We start from the raw sequence: 18,255 nt of genomic DNA, 5'->3' as shown, positions 1-18,255 counted from the left end.
CAGCGATTCTTGTCATGAATCGCTAGTTCGCATTACGCGAATGCCGTGAGGTACACCAAGGAACCGACTCCGGCCACCGTGCAGTAGATGGCGAACGGGGTGAGCGTCTTGGTCTCGAAGTAGGAGGTCAGGAACTTCACCGAGATGTAGGACGCGATTCCGGCGACCAGGCTGCCCGCCAGCGCGGGTCCGAGGATCGAGCGCATCTCGGGGTGGAACAGCTCGGGCATCTTCAGCACGCCCGCGGCCAGGATGACCGGGGTGGCCAGCAGGAAGGCGAAGCGCGCGGCGTCCTCGTGCCGCAGGCCCTTGAACAGACCGGCCACGATGGTCACCCCGGACCGGCTGATGCCGGGGAACAGCGCCAGGATCTGCGCCGCGCCCACGATCACCGCGTCCTTGAACGTCAGCTTGGCCAGCCTGCGCTCACTGGCCTCGTCCGCGGACAGCGGCTGCGCGGTGATGGCGTCCAGCGGGGCGGTGTCCCCCGAGGAGAACGGGGCGTTGGAGATCACCATCGTCTGCTCGGCGGGCACCTCGGCAGGTGCCTCGGCCTTGCGCTGCCTGAGCTTTTCCGCGGCGTAGAGCACGATGCCGTTGAGCGCCAGGAAGATCGCGCAGGGGATGGGCTTGCCCAGCACGCTGCGCAGGGTGCTCTCCAGCAGCAGCCCGGCGATGCCCACCGGGATGGTGCCGACCACCAGCAGCCAGCCCAGCCGCTGCTCGGGCGTCTCCACCTTCCGGTCCCGGATCGAGGTGAACAGCCCCCGGATGACCCGCACCCAGTCCCGCCAGAAGAACGCCAGCAGCGCGATGGCGGTCGCCACGTGCATGGCCACCAGCACCGCCAGGTACGGCGAGCCCTTCGCGGTCATACTCAGGTCCTCGGCCCACTTGCCGCCGACCAGCGCGGGCAGCAGCACGCTGTGGCCGAGGCTGGACACCGGGAACAGCTCGCTCACGCCCTGCAACAGTCCGACGGCGATGGACTCGACGTAGCTCAGGTCCGACATCTACGACCTTCCGGAGGTGTGGGGCGGTGGTCGGGCGCGAGGGTAGGCGCAGACCAGACGAGTCTGGTGAACCCTAGGTGAACGAACGGCGACACGCGACTGTCGGGAGTTCAGCTCTTCTTGCGGCCGACCCCGGCGAAGCCCGGAGTGTGCGTGGGGTTCACCCGGCTGTCCTGGTCGGCGTCGGGCCGCCACGCCTGTAGGGACACCAGCCCCGGCTCCACCAGCTCGAAGCCCTCGAACAGCTCGGCGATGCGCTCGCGACTGCGGAAGACCACCGGGTTGGTGGTGTTGGCGTAGACGGCCTGGAACCGCTCCAGCATCTCGGCGGGCTGCCCGGTCAGGCTCATGTGCGACAGCACCAGCTGGCTGCCGTCCGGCACGGCCTCCCGGTACCTGGCGATGATCGAGTCGGGGTCGCTGGACTCCGGCACGAAGTGCAGCACCGCGGCCATGATCACGCCGACCGGCTCGGAGAAGTCGATCAGACGCCGCACGTCCGGGTGCGCCAGCACCGCCTCGGTGTCGCGCATGTCGGCGTGGATCACCGTGGCCAGCGGGTTGCTGCGCAGGATCGCCGTGCTGTGCGCCACCGCGACCGGGTCGATGTCCACGTACACGGTCCGGGTCAGCGGGTTCACCCGCTGCGCGACCTCGTGCACGTTGCCCACGGTGGGAATGCCCGAGCCCAGGTCCAGCAGTTGTGTGACGCCCGACTCGACCAGGTGGCGCACGGCCCTGCGCAGGAAGTCCCGGTTGCCGCGCGCGCCGTGGATGGTGAAGGGCATCACGGCGATGGCCCGCTCCGCTGCCTCCCGGTCCACCTCGAAGTTGTGCGTGCCGCCCAGGTAGTAGTCGTACATCCTGGCTGAACTCGGCTTGCTGACGTCCATCGTGGCGGGGACCCAGTCCGGCAACTCCATGGCGCGCAACCTAGCTCGCGGGCTGGGCGGAGTCGAGCGCGACCCGCATCACTGAGCTCAGCTCAGCAGTGGCGATAAGGCAAGATTTGTCCGGTCACACCCCAGCGGCACGTGCGGAGGCCCCCGTGAGCGACGCGACGTCCGGCCAGCTCGCCGACCTGTTCCTGCGGGCGGCCAAGCGGATGCGGCACCGCTGGATGCGCGAGCTGGCCCCGCTGGGGCTGACCCCCGGTCAGGGCAGGGCGCTGGAGGTGCTGGCGGGCGGCGCCGACTGCGGCGGACCGGTGCGCATGGCGGAACTGGCGGGCAGGCTCGGCATCGTGCCGCGCTCGGCCACCAGCGTGGTGGACGGCCTGGAGGAGCAGGGGCTGGCCGTGCGCAGACCCGACCCGGCCGACCGGCGGTCCCTGCTGGTCAGCCTTACCGAGCCGGGCCGCGAGCTGGCCGTGCGCATCGACGAGACGCGCCGGCTGGCCGCCGAGCAGATCTTCGCCGTGCTGCTGCCCGAGGAGCGCGAGCAGCTGGCGGTGCTGCTGCGCAGGGTGGAGCAGGACGACCCGGCCGTCGTGTCCTGATTCGAGGGTCGTCGGTCATTGCGGCCACGCGCGGCCCGGCTGAGGATGAGGTCGTGCGCGAGCTCGTGGTGGTGGTCTACGACGGGGCGGTGCTGCTGGACGCGGCAGGCCCGATCGAGGTGTTCAGCTACGCCAGCCGGTTCGGGGCGGACTACCGGCTGCGGCTGGCCAGCCCCGGCGGGCGGCCCGCGCGCACCAAGACCGGCCCCACCCTGGCCGTGGACCTCGCGCTGGAGGAGCTCACCGGCCCGGTGGACACCCTGCTCGTCGCGGGCGGCACCGCCCGCCCGATCGACCCGGTGCTGGTCGGGCAGGTGCGCAGGGCCGCCGCGCTGAGCAGGCGCCTCACCGCCGTGTGCACCGGCAGCTTCGTGCTGGCCGAGGCCGGGCTGCTGGACGGTCGCCGGGTGGCCACGCACTGGGCCAGCTGCGCGGAACTGGCGGCCAGCTACCCCGCGCTGACCGTGGACCCGGACGCGATCTTCGTCCAGGACGGCCGGGTGACCACCTCGGCGGGCATCACCGCGGGCATGGACCTGGCGCTGTCGATCGTGGAGACCGACCACGGCGCCACGCTGGCCCGCGAGGTGGCCAAGTGGCTGGTCATGTTCGTGCAGCGGCCCGGCGGCCAGTCCCAGTTCAGCATGTGGACGCGCACTCCGGCCACCCGCTACGAGCCGCTGCGCCGCGCGCTGGACGCGGTGGCGCTCGACCCGGCCGCCGACCACTCGGTGGCCGCGCTGGCCGAGCGTGCCTCGCTGAGCGTGCGGCACTTCTCCCGGCTGTTCGCCAGGGAGGTCGGCACCGGTCCCGCGCAGTACGTGGAGCAGGTCAGGGTGGAGGCCGCCCGCACCCTGCTGGAGTCCGGGGACCAGGGGCAGGAGGCGGTGGCGCGCCGCTGCGGGTTCGGCTGCACCGAGACGATGCGCCGCGCGTTCCTGCGCGTGATCGGGGTGCCGCCGGGGGCCTACCGGGACCGGTTCAGGTCAACCGGGATCGATTTAGTCGGCTGACGCACCCTGAGGTGGAAACCGGGGCCGAACTGGAGCAGGCTGGCCGCATGGCAACTGAACAGAAGGCTCGGATCGGCGTCACGGGCCTGGCCGTGATGGGCAGCAACCTGGCGCGCAACCTGGCGCGGCACGGCTTCCGCGTCGCCGTGCACAACCGCTCGGCGGCCAAGACCAAGACGCTGGTCGAGCAGCACGGGCACGAGGGCGACTTCGTGGCCGCGGAGTCCCTGGCCGACTTCGTGGACTCGCTGCAGACCCCGCGCCAGGTGATCATCATGGTCAAGGCGGGCGGGCCCACCGACGCGGTCATCGACGAGCTGGTCGAGCTGCTCGAGCCCGGGGACATGGTGGTCGACGGCGGCAACGCGCACTACGCCGACACGCGCCGCCGCGAGGCCGCACTGCGCGAGCGCGGGCTGCACTTCGTGGGCACCGGCATCTCCGGTGGTGAGGAGGGCGCGCTCAACGGCCCGAGCATCATGCCGGGCGGTTCGCCCGAGTCCTACCAGCACCTCGGCCCGGTGCTGGAGGCCATCTCCGCCAAGGTGGACGGCCAGCCCTGCTGCACGCACGTGGGCCCCGACGGCGCGGGCCACTTCGTCAAGATGGTGCACAACGGCATCGAGTACGCCGACATGCAGCTGATCGCCGAGGCGTTCGACCTGCTGCACAAGGTGGCCGGGCTGGGCGCGGGCGAGATCGCCGAGGTCTTCCGCGGCTGGAACTCCGGTGACCTGGAGTCCTACCTGGTGGAGATCACCGCCGAGGTGCTCGGCCACGTGGACGAGGCCACCGGCAAGCCCTTCGTGGAGGTCGTCGCCGACCAGGCCGAGCAGAAGGGCACCGGCCGCTGGACCGTGCAGGAGGCCCTGGAGCTGGGCGTGCCGGTCACCGGCATCGCCGAGGCCGTGTTCGCCCGTTCGCTGTCCGGGCACACCGAGCAGCGCGCCGCGGCCCAGAAGGTGCTGCCCGGCCCGTCCTCGGTGTCGTCGGTGGCCGACCGCGACGCGTTCGTGGAGGACGTGCGGCAGGCGCTGTACGCCTCCAAGGTGGTGGCCTACGCGCAGGGCTTCGACGAGATCCGCGCCGCCGCCGACACCTACGACTGGGACATCGACCTGGGCGCGATGGCCACGATCTGGCGCGGTGGCTGCATCATCCGGGCCCGCTTCCTGGAGCGGATCAAGGACGCCTACGACACGAACAAGGACCTGCCCTCGCTGCTGGTGGACTCCTACTTCGCCGACGCGGTGATCAAGGCCCAGGAGGCGTGGCGGCGCGTGGTGGTGGCCGCTGCCGCCGCCGGTGTGCCCGCCCCCGGTTTCTCCTCGGCGCTGTCGTACTACGACGCGCTGCGCTCCGAGCGGCTGCCCGCCGCCCTGATCCAGGGACTTCGGGACTTCTTCGGTGCCCACACCTACCGGCGCGTGGACCGCGAAGGTAGCTTCCACACCCTGTGGGGCGAGGGGCGCAACGAGATCGACGCGTGATCGCGGTGCCGGTCCAGCGGCCCCTTTCCGCTGGACCGGCAACCTCGTGACCCACCCGAGAAGTGTGGAGGGATCATGAGGATTCGACCTCGGCACGTGGCCGCGATCTGCGTCGCGGCGGCAGTGCTGGTACTGCCCGGGGCGGCATCGGCCGACAACGCCAACAACTCCGCTCTGGGCAAGGACCTGGACGCCCTGCTGGGTGACGCCTCCCTGCGCGGCGGCCAGGTCGGTTTGGTCGTACGCGACGCGGACACCGGCTCGGTGCTGTACTCCAGACAGGGGGACAGCCTGCTGCTGCCCGCCTCCACCAACAAGCTGTTCACCTCCGCCGCCGCGCTGGAGGTGCTCGGACCGGACTACACCTTCAGCACCACCGTGTCCGGCACCGGCAGACGCGTGGGTTCCGTGCTCATCGGGGACCTGTACCTCAAGGGCACCGGCGACCCGACCCTGCTGGCCAAGGACTACCAGGACCTGGCCGCGAAGGTGGCCGCCTCGGGTGTGCGCACTGTCCTCGGCGACCTCGTGGCCGACGACACCTGGTTCGACTCCGTGCGGCTGGGGCCGAGCTGGGCCTGGGACGACGAGCCGTACTACTACAGCGCGCCGGTCTCCGCGCTGACCGTCTCCCCGGACACCGACTACGACGCGGGCTCGATCACCGTCAAGGTCACGCCCGGTGTGGTCGGCCAGCCCGCCAAGGTGGAGCTGACCCCGGCCACCGACGCCGTGCGCGTGGTCGACACCGCCACGACCTCGGCCGCGGGCACCTCGCCCGCCGTGGTGGTGGACCGCCCGCACGGCAGCGACACGATCACCGTCAGCGGCACGATCCCGGCCGGTGGCGCCGCCGCCAACGAGTTCATGGCCGCGGGCAACCCCACCGCGGTGGCGGCTTCGGTCTTCCGCAAGGCGTTGGCCGACAACGGGGTCCGCGTGGTCGGCGGCACGTCCTTCCGTGCGACGCCCGCTGAGGCCACGCGGATCGCCGACCGCAAGTCCATCCCGCTGAGCCAGCTCCAGGTGCCGTTCCTCAAGCTCAGCAACAACATGCACGCCGAGATCCTCACCAAGGCCGCGGGCCGCAAGGTGCACGGCCAGGGCACCTGGGACGCGGGCCTGCGCGCGCTGGGCGACAAGCTCACCGGCCTGGGCGTGGACCCGGCCGCGATGCAGCGCGTGGACGGCTCGGGGCTGTCCCGGATGGACCTGGTCAGCAGCGGGCAGCTCACCGCGCTGCTGGTCGCGGCGAAGGGCAGGCCGTGGTTCCAGTCCTGGTACGAGGCCCTGCCGATCGCGGGCAACTCCGAGCGGATGGTCGGTGGCACGCTGCGCAACCGGCTGGTGGGTACGCCCGCCGCGAACAACCTGCACGCCAAGACCGGCTCGATGACCGGGGTGAGCGGGCTGTCCGGCTACGTCACCGCCGCGAACGGTCAGAAGCTGGTCTTCTCCTTGCTGGAGAACAACTTCCTGGCCGGTTCGGTCCGGTCGGTGGAAGACGCCGTCGCCCTCCGGCTGGCGACCTACAACGGCGCCGCCGACACCGCCCAGCCCCGGTTGGCGCCGCGGGTCAGCCCCCAGCACGCCCCCGCCGACCGCCGCACCGCCCTGGAGTGCGGCTGGACCAAGTCCTGCTGAGGTAGCACCCGGGGACCAGCGCGTGTCGGCGCTTCCGGTACCGCGTGTCGGACGTTCCGGTACGCGCTCCCACCAGCTGGGAAACCGCCCGCCGAGCGCGAACACACCGTACGCGAAGCGCCGACACGCGAAGCTGCCCCGCGTGTCGGCGCTTCCGGTACGGCGTGTTGCGCCCCCGAACACACCAGTGGCCGCCGACCTCGTGCTGTGAGGTCGGCGGCCACTGCGCCTGAGCGGGACTCGCCCGCCTGTGAGCGGGACTCGCCGTTAGTGGGGGGTGAGCTCGTTCAGGGTGCTGCGCTCCTGGTCCACCAGGTAGACGCGGGCCGCGGCGATGTCGAAGTACATGCCGACCAGCTTGACCCGGCCCTCCGCCACGGCCTCCTGCACGCTCGGGTAGCTGCACAGGTTGTCCAGCTGCTGAGCCACGTTGGCCAGGCAGAGCCGCTCGTTGACCGCCAGCTGCTCGTCGCCGGGGGAGCCCGCGAAGCGCAGCACGCTGGGGTCGGCGTGCTTGAGCCAGTCACCCAGCGCGGAGTCGGCCCGCGCCGTGGAGTCCAGCACCGCCTTCATCGCCCCGCAGTCGGAGTGACCGCACACCACGATCTCCTGCACACCGAGCACGTCCACCGCGTACTCCACGGCGGCGCCCACCGAGACGTCCCCGCCAGACCCGTTGCGCGGCACCAGGTTGCCCACGTTGCGCACGCTGAACTGGTCGCCGGGCCCGCTGCTGGTGATCAGGTTCGGCACCACGCGCGAGTCCGAGCAGGTGATGAACAGCTGCTTGGGCCGCTGGCCGTTCTCCACCAGGTCGGTGAAGAACGGTCGCATCAGCGGGGCCGTCTGCTTCTCGAAGGCCCGGACGCCGACCAGCATCGGGTCGTCCTCGACCCTGGGATCGGGCACGTCGACCACGATGTCCTCGGCCTGCGTGCTCTGCCAGTGCGACCAGGGCGCGAACCAGCGCGGTTCGGTGGTGCGCAAGGACTTGCGGCGCGCGGGCCGCCCGCCGACGGCGCGGTGGTACCAGCTGTCCAGCACCTCGTCCACGCGGACCCGGCCGCCCATGCGCTCGTAGCCGGAGCGCCAGTCGCTGATCGCCTCGAACACCCCGTGGTCCATGAAGTCCACGTGCAGCTCCAGCACCACCTGCTCGCGCAGCGGGATCGCGCGCAGCTCACGCACCAGCCTGCCCGCGCCGAGGAACACCAGCGAGCCGCTGACCTTGACCAGCCAGGCGCCGTCCGCGCGCTGGCTGACCTCCACGGTGCTGTGCGTGAGCCGGTACAGCGCGCGCAGCATGGCCACGACCAGGCCGAGCAGCACGCCCTCCACCAGCCCGAAGGCGATCACACCCAGCAGGGTCGCCGCGTAGACCACGTGCTCGCGGTGCCGCCACAGGTGCTTCATGTGGCCGACGCTGACCAGCTTGATGCCGATCACCACCAGCACCGCGGCCAGCGCGGCCATCGGGATCAGCTCCAGCACGCTGGCCAGCAACAGCACGGAGACCAGCACCCACAGGCCGTGCATGATGGCCGAGGCCCTGCTCTTGGCGCCCGCGGCCACGTTGGTGGAACTGCGCACGATCACGCCGGTGACCGGCAGTCCGCCGAGCGCGCCGGAGACGAAGTTGGCCGCACCCTGGGCGATCAGCTCGCGGTCCAGGTTGGCGCGCTGGCCGTCGTGCAGCTTGTCGATCGCGACCGCGGAGAGCAGGGACTCGACGCTGGCCACGAGGGCGACGGTGAGCACGCCGCCGAGCACGGCGAGCCACGGGCCCTCCGGCAGCTTCGGCAGCACGACCTCGCTGAGGATGTCGCCGGGCAGGTTGACCCTGGCCAGCGTGAGGTTCAGACCCGAGGCCAGCGCGGTGCCCGCGGCGACCGCCACCAGCGGGGCGGGCACGACCTTGACCTTGGGCAGCTTGGGCCACAGCAGCATGACGGCCACGGTGACGGCGCCGACCAGCAGCGCACCCATGTTGTGGCCCATGATCTGCGCGGGCAGTTCGCGCAGGTTGTCCAGCACGTCGCCCTGGTTCTTGCCGCCGAGCACCACGTGGAACTGGCCGACGGCGATGACCACACCGATGCCGGCGAGCATGCCGTGCACCACGGCGGGGGACAGCGAGAGCGCGAGCCTGCCCACCCTGCTCAGGCCCAGCAGCAACTGCACCAGGCCGGCGGCGGCGGAGATCGCGGCGGTCGCGGCCCAGCCGAACTGGCTGACCAGCCCGGCCACGATCACGGTCAGCCCGGCCGCTGGTCCGCTGACCTGTAGCGGTGCCCCGCTCAGCGCGCCACCCACGACGCCACCGACCACGGCGGCGATCAGGCCCGCGATCAGCGGTGCGCCCGAGGCGGCCGCGATGCCCAGTGACAGGGGGATGGCCACGAGGAACACCACGAACGAGGCTGGGAGGTCGTTGCGCAGGATGCCTCTCCAACCGGACGCGGCAGGCGGCCCGGTGGTGGAGTGGTCACCAGCGTGCGACTTCGTGCCGCGGTGCTGCTTGGTGGTCAAGGATCTCTCCGATTCTCTGCGGGTCGGGCGGCATGTGACGCCCGTCATGGATCGCGCCGATCTCCATGATGCCCACTCCGGGAGAGCTTTTCCACTAAAAACGGTCAACAGACTGTAAAATGAAGTTTACGGAACCTGGGCCAGACGTCCTACGTTAGTCAAGGTCACTTGGTTCATGCGTCGCAAGTTTTGCATGGATTTTCATGTTTTCTGACTGGGTGTTGTGCCCGGACGCACGACAGCGGGGTCGGCAGCCGTCGGGGAGGGCTGTCGACCCCGCTGTCGGGGGTGTGCCAGGTGACGCGGAAGGGGGGCGTACGGGGGGAGGCGTCACCCGGCTCGAACACGGGCGGGTACCCGTGCCGTTCAGGGGGTCAGTGCTTATCCGGCACTGCGGAGGTGGTTGCGGCGCCTCGGTGTCGCGCCGTCCTGCTGCGGGGCCGACTGCTCCTCGCGAGTGATCGTCAGACAGAGGTGTGCCGCCAGGTACGCGCGGCACGGGGAGGGCAGCCTGCGGCTGAACCGCCGCGAGCGGCAGGTGGGGCAGCGCCCGTTCTCGTCGGGCTGGTGTTCGTCGAGCAGTGCCTTGAGCGCGGTGACCATGCGGGGCAGTTCCGAGCGGGCCAGCCCGACCGCGGTGCGCTCATCGGCGCCCTCGGCGAGCCGGACCAGGTCTGACAGGTGGTCGTGCAGGGACTTGTCCAAGTGGCTGAACACGCTCGAAGGCACCGGGTCACCAGGCCCTGGCGGTGCGGGTCCTGCCGGCGAGCGCGCCCGCTTCCTCGATGGCGCGTTCCAGGCTGTCGCGCAGTTTCGTCGCTTCGTCGATGGTCAGGCACGAGGTCTCGGCCGGTGGTGAGATCATGACTACTCGGCCGGGGCTGGACCAGACCCTCACCTGCCGCTGCCGGTCGAGAGCGTCCAGGCAGGCGATGTCCCAACGACGTCCGGTGATCTCGGTCATCCTTGGTCCTTCCGGGATTGGAGTGGCACCCGCCTTGTTGACGTTCCCCGGCAGCGGTGTGCTGGAAAGCAGCCTGCGACTGGCGGATGGGTTTCTGCAAGTTGCAGTACACGATTGGATGACAGGTCTTTGCTGGCTCTCAAGTCCCGTTCCACACTGAGGTTCGTGCGAAAGGCGGTTGACAGATGACCAGGGAGCCCAGTCCCACGGTCCGCAAGCGTCGTCTCGCCAGTGAGCTGCGTCGGCTGCGCGAGGCCGCCGGGCTGACCATCGAGGACGTCGGCGAGAAGTTGGAGTGCTCGCCGTCCAAGATCAGTCGCATCGAGACGCTGCGGGTCGGGGTCACGCCCCGAGACGTACGGGACATGCTACTGCTCTACGGCGTCCCAGAGGAACAGCGCGAGTACCTCGTGCAGATCGCCAGGGAAGCCCGGATCAAGGGTTGGTGGGAGTCCTTCGGCGACGTCGGTCGCGGAGCGTTCCTCGGCTTCGAGGCCGAGGCGGCGATCCTGCGCACCTACAACGCGATGTTGGTGCCCGGCCTCGCCCAGACAGAGGCCTACACCAGGGCACTGATCCGCGAGGGTGCGCCGGACATGTCGGCCGAGGAGGCCGAGCGCCGCATCGCCATGCGCATGACGCGCAAGCGGATCCTCGACCGGCAGGATCCGCCGCGGGTCTCCTTCGTCCTGGACGAGGCGATCCTGCGGCGGCCGGTCGGCAGCCCCGAGGTGATGCGGGCCCAGCTCGACCACCTGGTGGAACTGGCCGAGCGACCGAACGTCAGCTTCCAGGTGATCCCCTTCGCACACGGTTCGTACCCAGGAATGGGCTCGTCTTTCGTGATCATGGAGTTTCCCGATCCCGCCGACCGCGACGTGGTCTACGTCGAGGGCACCGTGGACGGGCAGTTCCAGGAGAACGCCGATGAAGTCGACTACTACACGATGCTGTGGGGGCATCTGGTGGCCTCCGGCCTGTGTGCCAAGGACACCGTCGCATTCATCGCGGACGCGGCCAGCCAATTCGACTAGTGCCGATCGTTTGCACAAGAAGTGAGGTTGTCGTGAGCGGTTCCCCGTTGTCCGCCCTGAGTTGGCGGAAGAGCAGTCTGAGCGGACCGAGGGACGTGTGCTGCGTGGAGATCGCGTTCACGGGTGCGGCCACCGCCGTCCGTGACTCGAAGAACCCCGACAGCGACGCCCTGTTCTTCGACGAGCGGGTGTGGAACCGCTTCCTGCTCGCCGCCAAGACGGGTGAGTTCGGCCCGAACTGAGTGTGATCGCGGGGCGTTCCGTGCGGTGCGCCCCGCGCCTGTCGGTCCACAACGACCACTGAGGCTGCCGGTGTCCAGGCGCGGACCGGTGGCCGCTGGAGGGGGACGCGAACCGGTCGACGTTCCGCCGCCGCGGGCTGGGGCGCCCTCGCGCACCAGGCCCAGCGCACGTCGATCGGCCCGCGTCGCTCCAGGGGGAGGTCGCGGGCCGTGGTGCGGGCCGAGTGGGGACGCGAACCGGTCGACGTTCCGCCGCCGCGGGCTTGGGTGCCCCTGCACGGTGGATTCAGTGCACGTCGATCGGCCTGGGGCGCTGTGCGGGCCGTGGTGTGGGGACGCGAACCGATCGACGTTCCGCCGCCGCGGGCTTGTGCCCTTTGCACGTCGATCGGCCCGCGTCGCTCTGGGGGAGCCTGAGCTCCGGGCCGTCCCACCGGGCCGGTGGCCCTCGGTGGAACTGGGAACAATCATTACTGATTCCTCTACACGCCCTCTGGAGCACGGCTGGAGAGGCCACTAGGCTTCGCACGCTGCAGCAAGCGCAGTGAAGGGCGGGCCGGTTGTCGGACTTGTGCACCACCACCTGGTGGTTCGAGGTGCTCGGCGCCCTGCGCGCGGGCCGCGACGGCCAGGACGTGCCACTGGGGGCACCCAAGCAGCGGGTCGTGCTGGCGATCCTGTTGCTGGGGCGCAACACGCTCGTGGCCAGGGACCAGATCATCGAGGCGGTCTGGGGTGAGTCGGCCCCCAGCAGCGCGGTCAACGTCGTGCACACCTACGTGGCCGGCCTGCGCCGCGCGCTGGAGCCCAGCCGGGCCAACCGGGCGCCGGGCTCACTGCTGCGCTCCTCCGGGGACGGCTACCTGCTGCGGCTGCCCCAGGACGCGGTGGACCTGGACGTGTTCGAGGCTCGCGTGGCGGCCGCGGGCAAGCTGCGCGCCGCGGGCGACCTGCTCGGTGCGCACGAGGTGCTGGACGAGGCGCTGGGGCTGTGGCGCGGCGAACCGCTGTCGGGGTTGCCGGGCCTGTTCGCGGAGGTCGAGCGGGGTCGGCTGGTGGAGCGCAGGCTCGTCGTGCTGGAGGACCGCGCGGAACTGCGCCTGGCGCTGGGCCGCGGTGCCGAGGCCGTGGGCGAGCTGACCCGGCTGGTCGCGGAGAACCCGTTGCGGGAACGACTGCACGGCATGGCGATGCGCGCACTGTGCCAGGCGGGCAGGCAGGCCGAGGCGCTGTCGGTCTACCGGTCGGCGCGGCAGGTGCTGATCGAGGAGTTGGGGGTCGAGCCGGGGCCTGAGCTGCAACGGCTGCACCAGGCGGTGCTGGCCGGTGAGGACCTGACCGACCCGTCCCCGCCGGTGACCACTTCCCGGCCGGTGGCCGCGCCGAGCCAGCTGCCGCGCGGACCGGCGAACTTCGTGGGGCGGCAACGGGAACTGGACCGGCTCGCGCAGCTGGCCGGGGACACGCCCGCCGGGCTGGTGGTGGCCGTGACGGGTCCGGCCGGGGTGGGCAAGACGGCGCTGGCGGTGCACTGGGCCCGCGACCGGTTCCCGGACGGCCAGCTCTACGTGGACCTGCACGGGTACGACCCGCAGCGCGATCCGCTGGACCCGGCCGAGGTGCTGCGCCGGTTCCTGTGCGCGCTGGGCGTGCCGACGACCGAGGTGCCCGCGACCCTGGACGAGCGTTCCGCCCTGTTCCGGACGATGCTCGCCGACCGCAGGCTCGTCGTGGTGTTGGACAACGCGCGCGGCTCGCAGGAACTGCTGCCGCTGCTGCCCGGGGCGCACAGCTGCGTGCTGGTGACCAGCCGTCGGCGGCTGGACGGGCTGGTCGCGCACGCCGACGCGCAGATCGTGGACGTCGCCCTGCTCTCGCCAACGGATGCCGTGGGGCTGCTCGGCCGCATCGCCGGGGAGCAGCGCCTGCTCGCCGAGCCGGAGGCCGCGCTGCGGCTCGCCGCCCTGTGCGACCGGCTGCCGCTGGCGCTGCGCGTGGCCGCCGCGCGGCTGGCGGGCACTCCGCGGCTGTCGGTGGCGGGGCTGGTCGCCGAGCTGGACGACGAGCGGGGCAGGCTCGCCGGGCTCGGCCTGGAGGGCGGGGACAGCGTGGTCCGCGCGGCCTTCGACGCCTCACGTCGCGCGCTGCCCAGGTTGCCCGCGCGCCTGCTCACCCTGCTCGGCGTGCACCCGGGCGCGGACGTCACCCCGCACCTGGCCGCCGCCCTGGCCCAGGTCGGGCTCGGCGAGGCCACGCGGGCCCTCGACGCACTGGCCGCCGCCCACCTGCTCAGCGTGTCCGAACCCGGCCGCTACGCCCCGCACGACCTCGTCCGCGCCTACTGCGTCACGCTGGCCGCCGAGGAGTTGACCGCCGAGGAGCACCGTGCGGTGGCCGGTCGCATGCTCGACTACTACCTGCACTGCGCGGACCTCGCCGACGGCCTGTTGCCCATCACCCGGGGCAAGGTGCCGATCGCCCCCGAGCACCCGCCCGCCGCCGTGCCGGTCATCGACGGCTCCGGCACTGCCATGGCCTGGCTGGAGGCGGAGCGGGGCAACCTGCTGGCCGCCGCCGGGTACGCGGCCGCGCAGGGCTGGACCACGCACGCCTGGCAGCTGCCTTACACGATGAGCCGGTTGTTCTGGCTCAGCGCCGACCGCGCGACCTGGCTGTCCACTCACGAGGCCGCGGCGCAGGTCGTGCGCGGCTGCGGTGACGCCGAGGCCCAGTTCGTGACCCTGCACAACCTCGGTGTGGTGCTCACCATGCACGAGCGGTTCGCCGAAGCGCTGGACGCGCACCGGGAAGCGCTTGCCGTGAGCCGCCGCGAGGGGCACGGCGAGCGGCAGGCCAGGGTGCTGACCTCGATCGCCAACATCCACCACGAGACCGGCCAGCTCGCCCTCGCCGAGGAGCACTACCTGCGTGCCGCCGAGATCGGTGAGCGCTGCGGGGCCCGGTTCGCCCAGGCCAACGCCCTGCACAACCTCGGCATCCTGCACGCGGACCAGCAGCGCCACGCCGAGGCCGAGCAGCGGTTGCGCACGGCCCTGCGGGTGTACGCCGAGACCGGTGAGGTGATCGGGCAGACCGCCTGCCTGAGCGACCTGGTGACCTCGCTGCTGGCGACGGGTGAGGTGGTGCAGGCCATGTCGACGGCCCGCCGCGCGCTGGAGATCGCCGTGTCCGCGGCGAGCCCTTACCACCAGGGCATCGCGCACGACCGGATCGCGCAGGCCCTGGACGCCCAGCGCGATCCCGGCGCCCAGGGCCACTGGCAGCGTGCGCTGGGCCTGCTCACCGAGCTGGGCGCCCCGGAGACCGACGGCGTGCGCTCCCGCCTGGCCCGCGCCCGCCTGACAGCCTGACCCCACCCCGCGAGTCCCGCTCTCCCGCACGCGAGTCCCGCCCACCGGTGCGGGAACCGCGGCCCGGCCCGCGCCCAGAGCGGGACTCGGCTGCCCCAGAGCGGGACTCGGCGTCCTGTGGGCGGGACTCGCGGGGTGGGGACTGAGGGGCCTTACTCGGGGCTCAGGGCCGCGCGGGGCCGCGGGGTAAGGCAGTACCGAGGTGATCAGCCGATGCCGGGCGGCCCACCTCAGGACGAACCTCTCCACTGTCACCGACGAGCAGTGGAGGAACGAGATGTTGGAGTGGACGCCCGAGTCGCTCAAGGCGGAGATCGACTACCGGCAGGAGCTGGCCCGCGACCGCATGCGGGCGGCCCGCGCGGCGCAGCAGCGGCACAGTGAGAGCTGGCTGGCACGCCTGGTGCGCAGGCCGCGCGGCGAGCAGTTGGCCAGTGACTCAGCCGACCCGAACGAGCTCGGAGAACCGGCCCTACACGCCGCCTGAGGTGTGCGACGATGCAGGTCGTGCCGAGACTCGGATCGGGAATTCCGCTGGTGGCGCGCAGTTCGGAACGAAGCCGACTGCGCGCCGCCTTCGCGCGTGCCCAGGACGGCACCGCCTCGGCGGCCCTGCTCTCCGGTGACGCCGGGGTGGGCAAGACCCGCCTGTTGACCGATCTGTCCGAGTTCGCCGCCCAGCAGGGCGCACTGGTCCTTACCGGGCGCTGCGTGGGTGCGGGCAGCGGCCTGCCTTACCTGCCGTTCGCCGACGTGCTCGGCCAGCTCCGCCAGCAGCACCCCGAGGCACTGCACAGCAGGCCCGCGCTGGCCAGGCTGCTGCCCGCGCTGGCCGCCGAGCCCGCCAGCCCGAAGACCGTCGGCGAGGAGGCCGACCTCAGCCAGTTGCAGCTTTTCGACGCCGTGCTGGGCCTGTTCGACGAGCTGGCGGGGCAGCGCTGCGTGGTGCTGGCGCTGGAGGACATGCACTGGGCCGACTCCTCCTCACGGCACCTGCTGCACTTCCTGCTGTCCCGGCTGCGCTCGCAGCGGCTGCTGGTGCTGGTCACCTATCGCGCCGACGAACTGCACCGCAGGCACCCGCTGCGCGCGGTGCTGGCCGAGCTGGTGCGGCTGACCTCCGTGGAGCGCGTCGAGCTGAACCCCTTCGACCAGGCCGACACCGTGAGCTTCGTGCGCGCGCTGGCCGACGAGGAGGTCACCGACGCCGCGGTGCTGCGCATCGCGACCCGCTCCGAGGGCAACCCGTTCTTCGCCGAGGAACTCCTGGCGAGCTGCCTGGACTGCGGCGAGCCCGCCGCGATGCCCACCGGGCTGGCCGACGTGCTGCTGTCGCGCATCGAACGGCTCAGCCCCACCGCCCAGCAGGTGATCCGCGCCGCCTCGGTCGGGGGCCGGCGGGTGGGCTACGCGCGGCTGCACACCGTGGCCGACCTGCCCGCGCCCGATCTGGAGGAGGCGCTGCGCGAAGCCGTGCAGCACAACGTGTTGCAGACCGTCGACAGCGAGGGCGCCTACACGTTCCGGCACGCGCTGCTGCGCGAGGCCGTCTACAACGACCTGCTGCCCGGCGAGCGGGTGCGGCTGCACCTGGCCTACGCCAAGCAGCTGCGCGGGGAGCCCGCGATGCGCGGCACCGCGGCGCGACTGGCCTACCACTACATGGAGAGCCACTCGCTGCCCGAGGCGCTGGAGTTCTCCACCCGTGCCGCCACCGAGGCGGACGACCTCGGCGCGCCGGGGGAGGCCCTGCACTACACCGAGCAGGCGCTCAAGCTGTGGGGCGCGGTGGACGACCCCGAGTCGCACACCGGGGTGGGGCAGCTCAAGTTGTTGCACCGGGCCAGTTTCCACGCGATCAGCGCGGGCGAGCTGGAGCGCGGCATCGCCTACGCGCGGGAGGCCGTCAACGCCGCCGACGCCGAGAACAAGCCGGAGGCGTACCGCAGGCTGTCCATGGCGCTGATGAACGTGGACGGCCGCGAGGACAAGGCCGCCGAGGTGATCAACGAGGCCTGGGAGCTGGTCCGGGACCAGCCGTCGAGCCCGCAGCGCGCCTGGGTACTGGCGATCAAGGCGCGGGCCAGGCGGGCGATCGGCGATTACCAGACGGCCCGCGAGATGGCCGAGCAGGCGGTGAGCGACGCCTGCGCCGCCGGTTCGCGCAGTGCCGAGGCGGACGCGCTGATCACCCTGGCGGTGATGGACGAGCGCGGCGGTGACGTGGAGGAGGCGTGCGGCCGCCTGGTGGTGGCCCGCGACCGGGCGATCGAGGCCGGGGCGCACAGCGTGGAGCTGCGGGCCTGGTTCAACCTCGGCATCAACCGGTACGAGCAGGGGCTGATCGGCGAGGCGGGCAAGGTCTTCGGTGAGGGCCTGCGGCGGGCGCAGGAGGCGGGACTGTCCTGGGGGCCGTTCGGCTTCCAGTTGCGGGTGCTGCTGGTGGTGACCCGGTACGTGGCCGGGGACTGGGCCGGGGTGGCCGAGGCCGCCGACCTGCCGCGCGACCCGGTGGCGACCATCGCGACCTCGATCGTGGCGGCGGCCACCGTGGTGGTGGACGTCGGCTCGGGACGGTTCGAGCAGGCCCAGCACCTGCTGGAGCGGCTGCGCCCCGAGTGGCCGACGGACTTCCAGCTGCCCATGTTCTGCACGGCGGCCAGCGCCGAGCTGCACAGCTGGCGCGGGCGGCCGGACCGCGCGCTGGAGGCCGTGCGGGAGGGCCTGGCCGCGGTCGAGGCGATGCTGCCGCGCGCCACCGGCGGGATCCGGTTGTCCGCGCTGGGGATCGGGGCCGCCGCGGACCTCGCGCAGCGGGCCCGTCGTCGTCGTGACGAACAGGCCGAGCGGGCCGCGCTGGAGGTGGCCGAGGAGTTGCTGGCCAGCGGGCTGGCCGCTGCCGAGGGCTCGCACCGCAGCGGGCGGCTCGGCCCCGAGGGCAGGGCGTGGCTGGCGCGGCTGCACGCCGAGCACAGCAGGCTGACCGGCGCCGGTGATCCCGAGGCGTGGCGGGCCGTGGTGGACGGCTTCGGTTACGGCCACTCCTACGAGCGCGCGCTGGCCCGCTGGCGGCTGGCCGCCGCGATGCTGGCCGCCAAGCAGGACGGCGCGGCCCAGCAGCTCGCGCTGGCCCGCGAGTCCGCGCAGCGACTGGGTGCGGCCCCGCTGCTGTCCGCCCTCAACCAGCTGGCCAAGCGGGCACGGATTCCGTTGGAGGACAACGGAATGGTGCCGCGGGACACGGTGGACCCGCTGACCCCGAGGGAGCGTTCGGTGCTGTCGCTGGTCGCGCTGGGGCGGACCAACCGCGAGGTCGGCGCGGAGCTGTTCATCAGCGAGAAGACCGTCAGCGTGCACCTGTCCCGGATCATGGCCAAGCTGGGCGCGGGACGCCGTGCCGAGGCGGTGGCCGCGGCGTACGACAGGGGCCTGCTGGAACCCTGATCAGCCTGCGGGA

Annotated in this window: 14 protein-coding genes; 9 read left to right on the top strand and 5 right to left on the bottom strand. The window is 71.9% G+C overall.

Annotated features, from left to right (window positions below):
* Positions 1-32: 32 nt before the first annotated feature.
* Positions 33-1,013, bottom strand: coding sequence for an undecaprenyl-diphosphate phosphatase (locus KALB_RS34415; RefSeq protein WP_025360217.1), 981 nt, complete (start codon positions 1,011-1,013; stop codon positions 33-35).
* A 110-nt stretch (positions 1,014-1,123) separates the two neighbouring features.
* Positions 1,124-1,936, bottom strand: coding sequence for an SAM-dependent methyltransferase (locus KALB_RS34410; protein ID WP_025360216.1), 813 nt, complete (start codon positions 1,934-1,936; stop codon positions 1,124-1,126).
* A gap of 125 nt (positions 1,937-2,061) precedes the next feature.
* Here KALB_RS34410 and KALB_RS34405 point away from each other — a divergent pair, with 125 nt between their 5' ends.
* From KALB_RS34405 to dacB, 4 genes are all read left to right on the top strand, one after another.
* Positions 2,062-2,511: a MarR family winged helix-turn-helix transcriptional regulator gene (locus KALB_RS34405; protein WP_025360215.1), complete on the top strand. Its 450-nt coding sequence runs from the start codon at positions 2,062-2,064 to the stop codon at positions 2,509-2,511.
* Between the two features lie 53 nt (positions 2,512-2,564).
* Positions 2,565-3,524, top strand: coding sequence for a GlxA family transcriptional regulator (locus KALB_RS34400; RefSeq protein WP_236650084.1), 960 nt, complete (start codon positions 2,565-2,567; stop codon positions 3,522-3,524).
* Positions 3,525-3,571: 47 nt separating this feature from the next.
* Entirely contained in the window at positions 3,572-5,014 is a 1,443-nt protein-coding gene (gene gndA / locus KALB_RS34395; protein ID WP_025360213.1) for an NADP-dependent phosphogluconate dehydrogenase, read from the top strand.
* Between the two features lie 75 nt (positions 5,015-5,089).
* Positions 5,090-6,658: a D-alanyl-D-alanine carboxypeptidase/D-alanyl-D-alanine endopeptidase gene (gene dacB / locus KALB_RS34390; RefSeq protein WP_025360212.1), complete on the top strand. Its 1,569-nt coding sequence runs from the start codon at positions 5,090-5,092 to the stop codon at positions 6,656-6,658.
* A gap of 267 nt (positions 6,659-6,925) precedes the next feature.
* Here dacB and KALB_RS34385 read toward each other — a convergent pair whose 3' ends face one another.
* From KALB_RS34385 to KALB_RS34375, 3 genes are all read right to left on the bottom strand, one after another.
* Positions 6,926-9,187, bottom strand: coding sequence for a SulP family inorganic anion transporter (locus KALB_RS34385; protein WP_025360211.1), 2,262 nt, complete (start codon positions 9,185-9,187; stop codon positions 6,926-6,928).
* A 381-nt stretch (positions 9,188-9,568) separates the two neighbouring features.
* Entirely contained in the window at positions 9,569-9,916 is a 348-nt protein-coding gene (locus tag KALB_RS34380; protein ID WP_025360210.1) for a hypothetical protein, read from the bottom strand.
* A gap of 4 nt (positions 9,917-9,920) precedes the next feature.
* Positions 9,921-10,151 carry a hypothetical protein gene (locus KALB_RS34375; protein WP_025360209.1) on the bottom strand — a complete coding sequence of 77 codons (231 nt, stop codon included), beginning with the start codon at positions 10,149-10,151 and terminating at the stop codon, positions 9,921-9,923.
* 185 nt (positions 10,152-10,336) lie between these two features.
* On the opposite strand from KALB_RS34375, the gene KALB_RS34370 reads away from it, so the two are divergent.
* From KALB_RS34370 to KALB_RS34350, 5 genes are all read left to right on the top strand, one after another.
* The gene (locus KALB_RS34370) at positions 10,337-11,185 is read left to right on the top strand and encodes a helix-turn-helix domain-containing protein (RefSeq protein ID WP_030109050.1); all 849 of its coding nucleotides are present in this window, start codon (positions 10,337-10,339) and stop codon (positions 11,183-11,185) included.
* Positions 11,104-11,427 (top strand): DUF397 domain-containing protein, encoded by a 324-nt coding sequence (locus tag KALB_RS50140; protein WP_318296230.1) that lies wholly within the window; start codon positions 11,104-11,106, stop codon positions 11,425-11,427. The genes KALB_RS34370 and KALB_RS50140 overlap by 82 nt, the downstream gene beginning before the upstream one ends.
* Before the next feature lie 560 nt (positions 11,428-11,987).
* Positions 11,988-14,798 carry an AfsR/SARP family transcriptional regulator gene (locus KALB_RS34360; RefSeq protein ID WP_042221090.1) on the top strand — a complete coding sequence of 937 codons (2,811 nt, stop codon included), beginning with the start codon at positions 11,988-11,990 and terminating at the stop codon, positions 14,796-14,798.
* 277 nt (positions 14,799-15,075) lie between these two features.
* Entirely contained in the window at positions 15,076-15,285 is a 210-nt protein-coding gene (locus KALB_RS34355) for a hypothetical protein (protein ID WP_025360207.1), read from the top strand.
* An 11-nt stretch (positions 15,286-15,296) separates the two neighbouring features.
* Positions 15,297-18,242, top strand: a complete 2,946-nt coding sequence (locus KALB_RS34350; RefSeq protein WP_025360206.1) for a helix-turn-helix transcriptional regulator — start codon at positions 15,297-15,299, stop codon at positions 18,240-18,242.
* Positions 18,243-18,255 lie beyond the last annotated feature (13 nt).

This window comes from Kutzneria viridogrisea DSM 43870 (assembly GCF_000525635.1).
Taxonomy (GTDB): domain Bacteria; phylum Actinomycetota; class Actinomycetes; order Mycobacteriales; family Pseudonocardiaceae; genus Kutzneria; species Kutzneria viridogrisea.
This window is presented reverse-complemented; position numbering and strand designations above follow the sequence as displayed.